This is a genomic window from Paenibacillus sp. sgz302115, assembly GCF_056120445.1.
This window is the reverse complement of sequence record NZ_JBVYOK010000027.1, coordinates 56,140-66,464: the sequence shown is the minus strand read 5'-3', so window position 1 is coordinate 66,464 and position 10,325 is coordinate 56,140. Positions and strand designations below refer to the sequence as shown.

12 protein-coding genes are annotated in these 10,325 nt (G+C 49.6%); 3 read left to right on the top strand and 9 right to left on the bottom strand.

Going from position 1 to position 10,325, the window contains the following annotated elements:
- The 9 genes from AC0LWN_RS29110 to aldA all read right to left on the bottom strand — a co-directional run.
- On the bottom strand, positions 1–126 hold a 126-nt coding region (locus AC0LWN_RS29110), incomplete at its 3' end, for a helix-turn-helix domain-containing protein (protein WP_474671040.1).
- Between the two features lie 318 nt (positions 127–444).
- Positions 445–1,359: an RCC1 domain-containing protein gene (locus tag AC0LWN_RS29105; protein ID WP_474671561.1), complete on the bottom strand. Its 915-nt coding sequence runs from the start codon at positions 1,357–1,359 to the stop codon at positions 445–447.
- Positions 1,360–1,383: 24 nt separating this feature from the next.
- Complete coding sequence (locus tag AC0LWN_RS29100; RefSeq protein WP_474671559.1) at positions 1,384–2,067, bottom strand: DUF6273 domain-containing protein; 684 nt, start codon at positions 2,065–2,067, stop codon at positions 1,384–1,386.
- A gap of 179 nt (positions 2,068–2,246) precedes the next feature.
- Entirely contained in the window at positions 2,247–2,675 is a 429-nt protein-coding gene (locus AC0LWN_RS29095) for an OsmC family protein (protein WP_474671565.1), read from the bottom strand.
- 16 nt (positions 2,676–2,691) lie between these two features.
- A complete protein-coding gene (locus AC0LWN_RS29090) occupies positions 2,692–3,438 on the bottom strand; it encodes an amino acid ABC transporter ATP-binding protein (RefSeq protein WP_474671557.1) in 747 nt (248 codons plus the stop codon).
- A 19-nt stretch (positions 3,439–3,457) separates the two neighbouring features.
- Positions 3,458–4,102: an amino acid ABC transporter permease gene (locus tag AC0LWN_RS29085; RefSeq protein ID WP_474671555.1), complete on the bottom strand. Its 645-nt coding sequence runs from the start codon at positions 4,100–4,102 to the stop codon at positions 3,458–3,460.
- Positions 4,103–4,140: 38 nt separating this feature from the next.
- On the bottom strand, positions 4,141–4,962 hold the full coding sequence (locus tag AC0LWN_RS29080) for a substrate-binding periplasmic protein (protein WP_474671553.1): 822 nt from the start codon (positions 4,960–4,962) through the stop codon (positions 4,141–4,143).
- A gap of 18 nt (positions 4,963–4,980) precedes the next feature.
- The gene (locus AC0LWN_RS29075) at positions 4,981–5,607 is read right to left on the bottom strand and encodes a TetR/AcrR family transcriptional regulator (protein WP_458963905.1); all 627 of its coding nucleotides are present in this window, start codon (positions 5,605–5,607) and stop codon (positions 4,981–4,983) included.
- A 228-nt stretch (positions 5,608–5,835) separates the two neighbouring features.
- Positions 5,836–7,281: an aldehyde dehydrogenase gene (gene aldA, locus AC0LWN_RS29070; protein ID WP_474671551.1), complete on the bottom strand. Its 1,446-nt coding sequence runs from the start codon at positions 7,279–7,281 to the stop codon at positions 5,836–5,838.
- A 166-nt stretch (positions 7,282–7,447) separates the two neighbouring features.
- Between aldA and AC0LWN_RS29065 the strand changes: the two genes are divergently transcribed.
- The 3 genes from AC0LWN_RS29065 to AC0LWN_RS29055 are packed head-to-tail and all read left to right on the top strand — an operon-like array spanning position 7,448 to position 10,292.
- Positions 7,448–8,200 (top strand): (Fe-S)-binding protein, encoded by a 753-nt coding sequence (locus AC0LWN_RS29065; RefSeq protein WP_474671549.1) that lies wholly within the window; start codon positions 7,448–7,450, stop codon positions 8,198–8,200.
- Positions 8,197–9,621, top strand: coding sequence for a LutB/LldF family L-lactate oxidation iron-sulfur protein (locus tag AC0LWN_RS29060; RefSeq protein WP_474671547.1), 1,425 nt, complete (start codon positions 8,197–8,199; stop codon positions 9,619–9,621). Before AC0LWN_RS29065 ends, AC0LWN_RS29060 begins: the two co-directional genes overlap by 4 nt.
- Positions 9,621–10,292, top strand: coding sequence for a LutC/YkgG family protein (locus tag AC0LWN_RS29055; RefSeq protein WP_474671545.1), 672 nt, complete (start codon positions 9,621–9,623; stop codon positions 10,290–10,292). The genes AC0LWN_RS29060 and AC0LWN_RS29055 overlap by 1 nt, the downstream gene beginning before the upstream one ends.
- Positions 10,293–10,325: the final 33 nt, after the last annotated feature.

The window sequence follows — 10,325 nt, the reverse complement described above, 5'->3', positions numbered from 1 at the left end:
AGTGTAGGCGGTATCTCGTTGCTCCTTAGCCCGATTGTACAGCTTCTGGCACAACCTCAACGTTCGAATCATGAGTTGCTCCTGTTTGGGAGTTGGATAGAGGCGAAACTGATAAGTGATTTGCACGAAAGGTCACCACCTTGATCGGATCATATGTTCCTATTATATCACACAAACATCCAACATCTATCCTCTTATTGGAAAAAGATAGGATGAATTTGACGCCCAAGGGCACACACAATAGAAAATGCATTTAGGCTTCGCCTAACCGAGATTCATCCCCTACCTGCAGAGGAAGGGGATGAATCTCGGTTAGGCCGTTAAATCAATGCATTGATTGCACCGTCAATCCAAATAAAAATCCCTGATAATTCTTAGAGTTATCGGGGGATTTTTCATTAGGAAGACTTGCATCGCTTCAAGATTCTCCCAGTTAATATAGGTTTAAATATCATTGTACAAGTACGTGCCAGGCAGCTGGATGCCGCGCCAGCCGCTTACCTCGCATTGGCCATATTCATTATCCCCCACGGCAACCACCGTGCCGTTTGATTTAAGGCCGAGAGTATGAGCACAACCCGCCGCGACCGCCACAATATCGCGCCAGCCGCTTACCTCGCATTGACCATGCTCATTTGAGCCCGCAGCCGCCACCGTACCGTCAGATTTAAGGCCGATGGTATGATAACTACCCGCCGCTATCGCCACAATACCACGCCAGTCGCTTACCTCACACTGGTCATGCTTATTCAAACCGACAGCCGCTACAGTACCGTCCGATTTAAGCAGGGCGGTATGAAGGTAACCCGCCGCTGCCGCCACTATGCCGCGCGAGCCGCCTACATCGCATTGGCGATACCGGTTATTACCCACAGCCGTCACCATGCCGTCCAATTTAAGACCGATGGTATGCCAGTCACCCGCCGTGACTGCCACCATATCATGCCAGCCGCTTACATTACATTCACCTTCATTATTTCGGCCCACTGCTACCACCGTGCCATCTGATTTAAGTCCTACGGTGCGACACCAACCCGCCGCTACCGCTACAATATCACGCCAGCCGCTTACCTCGCATTGGCCATGCTTATTCCAACCCACAGCCGCCACCGTACCGTCAGAGTTAAGACCGATGGTATGAGCATTACCCGTGTTCGTTGCCATATGGACATTACCAGCCGCGACCGCCACAATACCGCGCCAGCCGCTTACCTCGCATTGGCCATATTTATTATCACCCGCAGCCGTCACCGTGCCGTCAGATTTAAGCAGAACGGTATGACGACGACCCGCAGCTATGGTGTCTTTAGGCCACCGTCTCACCTTTAACGCCGCATCTTTCGGTGAAATGTAATCCATGTCTTACCTCCTTTTTCAACTTCATCATGAAAGATTTATATTTATAGCAGGACGGACACCATAACCGTCTATACTGTTATTCCCATAGCTGCGAATACTGCAGCCTGGACCTGCAAAAAACGCACGCGAAGGCTTGTTTCCTTGTGTTCGCAGCCACCACCAGGAACAGCCAGCTTCTTTGCCGTCTCTGATGATATAGTTATCTTTGTTCGTTTTATCATATACATATAAGCTGCATCCATCAGACTTGTTCGTCTTGGCAAAATCGGTTCCGGCAGCGCGCCTCAAATCCTTGCCGTGGATCTCAGATAGAGCTTTTATCTCGGCAACGCTAAGCAGAAAGACCTTGTCCTCCGTATCCGGGCAGTCCTCTCCGTTATCCGTGCAATGAGTCGTCTTTATGAATTGCTTTTCGGCGGCATTGAATGCGGCGTTATAGAATTCATCATTCAGCCACTCGCGCAAATCGCAGTCACGCCAAGTAATTTCCATGCAATCACGCCACTTCAGCTCCGCGCTTTTGCCGTGATACCTCTTGCAGTCCAAAATATACTCACTCAAAACAAACAGCCCGCTTCCTGAATTTTGAAGAACACGCCACGTAATCGCCAGTTCTTTACCGTCTACAGACTGCGGATACGTGCCGAACGTAATGAATTCTCCGGGCTTTAGGTTCCGGTATGTTACAGAAAAATGATCCTTTTCCATTAAGTTGTCCTCCCCGATTTTTCATCCCAACTTCGATCATATAACATTCATGCAAGATTTCATTTGATATACCAAGAATCTGCCTTTCAATTCATAGAAATTACAAAAGGCCCGCTTCCTCCATAATAGAGAAAACCAGCCTTCTTTGTTAACCTCTTTTGTGAAACTGAACCAATAGATTATTTCACTGGTTTCTCAACCTCAACCCCATTGAGAATCAGATGCAATGTGATCTCTGCCTTGAGCGAATCGGAGACTGCACAGTACTTCTCCTCAGCCATAAGGATGGCTTTCCAGAGCCGGTAATCGGGAACATCCCCGTCTATATGAAAGTTCAGGTCAATCGCCGTAAATCCGGAAGGATTCGCTTCCTTACGCGTTCCATCCGCTTCAATCTCCAGGCGTGTGATCGCTGGCAGGAACCGGTCCAGTATCATCGTGATATCAATCCCCATACAACCACCCAAACCAGCCAGCAGCAATTCCATTGGAGTCATTCCTTCGCCGTTTCCTCCGTATTTAGGAGTTGCATCCATCCCTACGGAATAACCGGAAGGACCAGTAGAAGTAAAGGTGCGTTTGCCTTTCCAAACAGTCGATACTTTCACCATATAACCTTCTTCCTTAAATTTCATTGATCTGACGTAAAAATTTCCGGGTTCGTTCCTCCTGCGGATCTTCAAAAAACCGCTGCGGAACCGCTTCTTCGATAATGTTTCCATCCGCCATAAAAATGATTTTGGTAGCCACTTCGCGGGCAAACTTCATCTCATGCGACACGACCAGCATCGTCATGCCCTCCTGTGCCAGCTCACGCATCACGCTCAGCACCTCACCCACAAGCTCGGGATCAAGCGCAGAAGTGGGTTCATCGAATAACATCACCGCTGGTTCCATGGCCAGCGAACGGGCAATGGCAACTCTTTGTTGTTGACCACCGGAGAGCCGGGATGGATAATAATCCTCCCGGTCCGAAAGTCCAACGCGGTCCAGCAGCTTCCGGCCCATAATTACGGCTTGATCCTTCGGCAGCTTCTTAACGGTAATCAAACCTTCGATCACGTTGCCGAGCGCTGTTTTGTGCGGATAGAGATTAAATTGCTGGAACACCATCCCGCTCTGCTTGCGGATGTTACGGGTTGCCTGCTGTCGCGCACGTCTGGATGCTGCCGCATCCACCACGATACCATTCACTTCAAAGCGGCCCCCCGAGATATCCTCCAGACCATTCAGACAGCGAAGCAGCGTGCTTTTGCCTGAACCGCTGGGGCCTAATACGACGACAATATCTTTTGCAGCTACCTGTATATCAATGCTCTTCAGCACTTCAAGATCCTGAAAATGCTTGGATAAGCCCGTAGTCGTTATCATGTTAACGTCATCTCCATGTTCAGTAAGCTTTGGCTAATCTCCGTTCAAACCGCTCCAGAATGAAGGCCAGTCCTGTACTCATAATCCAATACATAATCCCGATCCCCAGATAAAAAGGCATATATTGATAGTATTGGGCAATGAGCAGCTGAGCTTGACGCAGCAGTTCGCTGACCGCGATGACCGAAACGAGTGAGGTCTCCTTAAGCATGCCAATAAACGTATTCCCCATAGGTGGAATGGCGATGCGCATCGCTTGCGGCAGCACGATCCTGCGCATGGCCTGCCATGGCGTCATCCCCGTCGAATAAGCAGCCTCCAGCTGCCCCTTCGGAACAGACAGGATGGCAGCACGAAATGTCTCAGACAAGTAAGCCCCGGCATTTACACTAAGCGCAATATAGGCTGCTGTCAGGGAGCCAAGCGTAATTCCGTAATCAACAAGCCCATAATAAATGATCACAATCTGCACCAGCAGCGGTGTTCCGCGGATGATAGATACATAGAAACGAGCCAACCACCGGATGGGCTGATTTCCTTTAAGCCGGGCGATGGCCACCACTAGTCCGATGATCAGACCGAAGAACATGGAGACAATCGTCAGCAGCAGGGTATAGCCGGCGCCCTTCAGCAAGAAGGGCAGGTTGTCGAACACAAGTTGCATAGGTTACTCCCCCTTCCCGCTATAGGGCGACTCCATTTTTATTTTGCAGGTGATTCATTGAACCATTTCTTAAAAAGAGTATCGTATGTCCCGTCAGCCTTCATATCCGCTAAAGCTTTATTTATGGCGTCCCGCAGCTCCGGATTATCCTTGCGAAGAGCTACACCAGCCATATCGGATTTGATCGGTTCGCCAACCGCTTTAATCTGAAAGCCATTTTCATCCACAATCGGCTTCAAGGCATACAGATTATTAATTGTAGCGTCAATACGTCCTGCATCCAGATCCTTCAGTGAGGTAATGACATCATCATACGTCTTAATCTTGAAATCACCGACTTTTGGCAGCACTTCGTTACGCAGGTAGGCTTCATCATTCGTTCCAAGTCCAACCCCTATTGTTTTGCCCTTAAAGTCTTCCAGCTTCGTGATATCCGAATTTTTGGTATTGACGATTATTTTGACATTGTTCGTAATGTAAGAATCAGTGAAATCAATTTGGGCCTTGCGTTCATCCGTTATCGTTACCTGGCTAATGACAATGTCGAATTTCTTTGCCTGCAGACTTGGGATCAGCCCGGAGAAATCCTGAGTTGTGAATTCTGCAGTCACTCCAAGCCGTTTAGCTATTTCCTTAGCGATATCGGGGTCAAAGCCATCTACTTCTTTCTTTTCATTCAAAAAGGTATAAGGAGGATAAGTTCCCATTGTACCCACCTTGAGCACACCTGCTTCTTTGATTTGTTCCAGTTGATTCGTTGCCTTTGCTCCCGAGTCTGAGTTACCTCCGCAAGCGCTTAGAACCAGACCGAACAAAGCCAGAACTGTAATCGTAACTGCAGCAAATTTACGTTTTATCATCTTGTTTCTCTCCCTTATCTATATTCTTCCCAGTAATCCGTAAAATTCGAAATTAGCCAATTCACTTGCTAATTGCTGTGCAGATGCTTTCGCAACCTCAGTATGAATTTCTTCGGAGCCAAATAACCAGCGCGAGATCAAACCATCAAACATACTCATCAGCAAAGCCGCGCGAAGCTCAACCTTTAATCCCTCGGGCAGCATTTTCAGCTCTATCGCTCTTTCAATATTGCGGCGGAAGGCTTGCTCCATCGCATTTCGGGTAGCTGAAATACTATTCCTTATCGTTTGATCGGCTCCATTCCCCATCAGGAGGATCTCCATAAGATGGCGATTCTCAGCAGCAAAATTGAACAACCGGTGGAACAGTAATTCTGAGGCTTTTACCATATCCGCTATGTCCCCCGGATCTTGACGGTAGCCTTGAGCAATCGCTTGAAGCAGCTGTTCCTTACCCGTTTCTATAATCTCTAGCGCAATGGCTTCCTTACTCTTAAAATGCCAGTAAAAGGTCCCCTGTGCCACGCCAGCCTCCTGAACGATGTCAGATATTTTCGTCTGATGATATCCGTTCCGGGCAAATTTCTCCAGGGCAATTTGCATCAGCTGACTTCTTCGATCTACGTTTCCATTGTTTTCATCCATAGGCAATCCATATTACTCCTCCCGATTGATCAGTCAGTCGCGCTTTTTTTAAATCCTATAGGATAACTGTGTAATTGTCAATGGATTCTTAAGAAAAAGAGATTTGACTGTGTAATGGAGGAAAATAAAAGTCTCCAAAACCACTGTAACAGCGGGTTTGGAGACTTTGTGGCTAATACGGCCCTTTCGGACTGTATAGGATAATTGTATGATTTATTTTCAGCTGATTTACCTGACAGACTTGTCGTATTGCAGATAGACCACATGGGTCTGCAGATATTCGTTCAAGCCATGCTTGCCGTCTGCGCCGCCGATGCCGGATTTTCTCCAGCCTGCATGGAAGCCTTGCATCGCTTCAAAATTCTCCCGGTTAATATAGGTTTCCCCGTATTTGAGACGCTTGATGGCTTTCATGGCGACGTTCAAATTCTGGGTATATAGGGAAGAGGTCAATCCAAACTCACTGTCATTGGCGAGCGCAATCGCTTCATCCAGGTTAGCAAAAGTAATAATCGGGATAACTGGCCCGAAGATCTCTTCCTGCACGATCTCCATATCATTGGTGGCATCGGTAATGACTGTCGGCTCGAAGAAGCTGCCGATCCCCTCTACCTTTTTACCTCCGTATGCGATTTTGGCCCCCTCTTGCACTGCACGGTCAACCTTCTGCTGCACGGATTCCTGTGCCGCCTTGTTGATCAGCGGGCCCATATGAATATCCTTGTCTTTCAGCGGATCGCCATATTTCACCGCCTTCATAGCCTCAATCAGACGGGCAGTGAATTCGTCCTTGATCTTCTCATGCACATAGACCCGCTCCGCACAATTGCAGACCTGCCCTGTATTAATCACCCGGGAATCCACAATCGCTTTGACAGCCAGCTCGAGATCAGCGTCGTCCATAACAATGGCCGGAGCCTTGCCGCCAAGCTCCAGACTCACCTTAATGATATTCTCGGCTGCGGCCTGCATCACTTGTTGTCCTGCCGGCACGCTGCCCGTTAGACTGACCATACCGACTTTAGGATTGCTGGCCAATTCATTGCCGACCTCTCCGCCTTTGCCCGTAACCAGGTTGAACACGCCGTTTGGAAGGCCGACTTTGTCTACAATTTTGGTAAAGGCCACAGCATTGTTAGGCGATTCGGCACTGGGCTTGACTACAATCGTATTTCCGGTGATCAGCGCCGGTGCCATTTTTCTCGCAATCAGAAAGAATGGAAAATTCCAGGGCAAAATGCCGGTAGTTACCCCAATCGCCCGTTTAAAAATAAAAATATTCTCATTATCACGGTCGCTTTGCACAATTTCCCCTTCATAACGGCGCGCCCATTCTGCCATGTAGTCCATATAGTCCGCCGTAAAGTTCACCTCTACAGTGGACAATTCCAAGGTTTTGCCTACCTCTTCGGAGATCAGTCTGGCAAGGCTGTCAGCCTCTGCCCGAATCCCCTCGGCAATGGCATGAAGGTACTTCCCTCTTTCAACCGCAGGTATTTCCTCCCAGGCCGACTGTGCTTCCTCCGCTGCATTAATGGCACGCACGACATCATTCCTTGTAGCTTTGGGAACCTGTGAAATTACTTCATCCGTTGCTGGATTGGTTACATTCATCCATTCTTTGCCCTCTGACTCCGTAAACTGGCCGTTGATATACATCAAATGCTTTTCCACTGACTCTCCCCCTCAAGGTAGATTGATCCATTGCTCTTTTCACAGTGTAAACGCTGCCAATATTTTTTGTCAACAAGATTCACATTTTTCATTTGTTTTTGTGTTGTTTTTCATTGACTTTTTGAGTTAAGCTATTCTTATCAAGGTTGCGATTGGAGGGAGACAAATGAAAGTCAGTATTTTTTCGACTTGTTTAGTAGACCTTATGGCTCCGAATGTGGGAAAAGCTATGGTTGAGGTTCTCGAAAGACTAGGCTGTGAAATTGATTATCCGGCTTCGCAGGTGTGCTGCGGCCAACCCACTTATAACAGCGGCTATCTGGAGGATGCCAAGCTGGCCATGAAGAACATGATGCTAGCCTTCGAAGACTCCGATTATGTTGTGGGGCCGTCCGGCTCTTGCGTCGCCATGTTCCATGAATACCCGAAAATTTTCAAAGGAGATCCCCACTGGGAATTGAAAGCGGTTGCTTTAAAAGAGAAATCCTATGAATTTACACAGTTCATCGTGCGGGTGCTGGGCATTACCGATGTCGGTGCAAGGCTTGAAGGAACCGCCACCTACCACCGTTCCTGCCATATGACAAGACTGCTGGGCGAAACAGAAGCTCCCTTCCAGCTGCTTGAACAGGTAAGCGGATTACAGCTTGAGCCACTCAAGAACAGCGATAATTGCTGCGGCTTTGGCGGAACCTTTTCGGTGAAAATGCCGGAAATCTCCGGGCAGATGGCCGATGAGAAATGCGGCTGTGTCATAGGCACCGGAGCGGATATTCTAATCAGCGCGGATATGGGATGCCTGCTCAACATCGGCGGGCGCCTGTCCCGCAAGGGCGAGCCCGTTCAAATTATGCATATTGCAGAAGTGCTGAACCATAAGCAGACTGCTGACGCTGCCAAAGGAGGACGCCGGACATGAGCCTGCAAACGGATAAACGGGAGTTCAGCGAACGGACCACAGATGGCCTAGGCGATTCATTCATGAGAAGCGCAGTAAGTTCAGCGCAAGACAGCCTGAAGACCAGGCGTCTCACTGCCGCCGCCACTCTTGGGGATTGGGAGCAGTGGCGTACAGCCGGCCAGCAAATCCGCCAGCATACGCTGAAGCATCTGGATTTTTACCTGGGTCAGCTGGCAGATAATGTCGAGAAAAAAGGCGGACACATCTATTTTGCCAAAACCAAAGAGGAAGCAAGCAGCTATATCCGGGACATCATCATACAAAAAAAGGCTAAAAAAATCGTCAAATCCAAATCGATGGTCACCGAAGAAATAGAAATGAACCATGTGCTGATGGAAGCCGGCTGCGAGCTGATCGAGACCGATCTGGGGGAATACATTCTCCAAATGGATGATTGGGACCCGCCTTCGCATATTGTGGCCCCTGCGCTGCACAAAGACCGGACACAGATCCGTAGAGTGTTCACCGAGAAGCTCGGATATGCAGGCGACGAAAGTCCCGAGAACCTTGCCCGGTTTGCCCGGACGGTGCTGCGGCAAAAGTTCCTGGAGGCGGATGTAGGGATAACGGGCTGCAACTTTGCCGTCGCTAATCTGGGAGCCATCAATTTGGTGACCAATGAAGGCAACGGTGATCTCACAGCCGCCATACCGAAAACGCATATCGCTGTGATGGGCATGGAACGAATCGTGCCAACGCTTGAGGAAATGGAGGTATTGGATAATCTGCTCTGCCGGAGTGCCGTAGGGCAAAAATTGACCAGCTATATTACCGTGATGGGCCCCTCGGCAGCCGGGGAGTCGGATGGTCCTGAAGAGTTCCATTTGGTTGTCGTAGACAACGGCCGCTCCTATATTCTGGGAAGCGAATTTAACGAAGCCCTGCAGTGCATCCGCTGCGGTGCCTGTCTTAACGTCTGCCCGGTCTACCGCCATATTGGCGGGCATGCCTACGGGTCCATTTATCCGGGTCCGATTGGAGCTGTGATTACTCCGCTGCTGGGCGGATACGATGACTACAAAGAGCTTCCTTTTGCCTCCAGTCTGTGCGCAGCTTGCACGGATGTCTGCCCGGTAAAAATCCCGCTGCACGAGCAGCTTATCTTGCACCGTCAGAAAATTGTAGCGGAGAAAAGAACTGGTGCAGCGGAAAGACTCCAGATGAAAGCGGCAGGCCGTCTGCTGTCTTCCCAGGCGTTGTTCGGCAAAGCACTGCGGCTTGCGAACCCGGCTAGCCGGCTGATCAGCAGGCATGGGCGGATTGTAAGAGGACCGGGACTCATCCGCGGCTGGATCAGCGCCCGTGATCTCAGGCAGCCTGTCAAGCAGCAGGATAGCTTCCGGGCCTGGCTTGATCAACGGAAAGGAGGGTCTGTATAATGGCTGCATCGAACAAGGATTCCTTTCTGAACCACATCGCCTTCAAGCTGGGACGGGAACGTATATATAACGTTAAGCGTCCGAACCTGAGAGACCTGATCCCGGGCAGCTACGACAGCTTAACCACAGACGATCTGATAGAGATTCTTAAGGAGCAGTGCTCACACATCCACACTCAGGTGGTCGAAGCGAACCCGGAGACCTTGCAGGGAACACTCGCTGATTTGATAGATGCGAATGGCGGAGGAGCTGTGATCACTTCCGGAGATCCCCGGTTTGCCAAGTATGGGCTACAATTCGCGAATTCGTCCGTTTGGGAAGAAACGGCAGGAAGGGAGATGAATATCCGTCGCTCCGAAGCGGCTAATACGGCGATTGTCTTCGCCGACTACGCGCTGGCCGAGTCTGGAACGATTGTCGTGGAGAGCCGTCCGGATCAAGGCCGCTCCCTTCATTTTCTGCCTGCCCATTATATTGCCATTATTGAAAAAGAGAGGCTTGTGCTCCGCTCCACCCAGGCTGCAGCAGCTCTGAACCGGCGGATTCAAGCGGGTGAGCCGGTGGGCTCCTCCATCAATTTCATCTCCGGTCCTTCGAATTCTGCCGATATTGAAATGCAGCTCGTCGTCGGGGTGCATGGTCCCTTGAGAGTAACTTATGTGCTTATCTAGCTTATTAGCACTTTGTGCAATGACAAGAGCCGT

Bases quoted from the DNA above. Each gene is read 5' to 3' on its own strand.
- AC0LWN_RS29065 (WP_474671549.1), top strand. From the start codon at position 7,448: ATGAAAGTCAGTATTTTTTCGACTTGTTTAGTAGACCTTATGGCTCCG.
- AC0LWN_RS29100 (WP_474671559.1), bottom strand. From the start codon at position 2,067: ATGGAAAAGGATCATTTTTCTGTAACATACCGGAACCTAAAGCCCGGA.
- AC0LWN_RS29105 (WP_474671561.1), bottom strand. From the start codon at position 1,359: ATGGATTACATTTCACCGAAAGATGCGGCGTTAAAGGTGAGACGGTGG.
- AC0LWN_RS29055 (WP_474671545.1), top strand. From the start codon at position 9,621: ATGGCTGCATCGAACAAGGATTCCTTTCTGAACCACATCGCCTTCAAG.
- AC0LWN_RS29080 (WP_474671553.1), bottom strand. From the start codon at position 4,962: ATGATAAAACGTAAATTTGCTGCAGTTACGATTACAGTTCTGGCTTTG.
- AC0LWN_RS29085 (WP_474671555.1), bottom strand. From the start codon at position 4,102: ATGCAACTTGTGTTCGACAACCTGCCCTTCTTGCTGAAGGGCGCCGGC.
- AC0LWN_RS29090 (WP_474671557.1), bottom strand. From the start codon at position 3,438: ATGATAACGACTACGGGCTTATCCAAGCATTTTCAGGATCTTGAAGTG.
- AC0LWN_RS29060 (WP_474671547.1), top strand. From the start codon at position 8,197: ATGAGCCTGCAAACGGATAAACGGGAGTTCAGCGAACGGACCACAGAT.
- AC0LWN_RS29075 (WP_458963905.1), bottom strand. From the start codon at position 5,607: ATGGATGAAAACAATGGAAACGTAGATCGAAGAAGTCAGCTGATGCAA.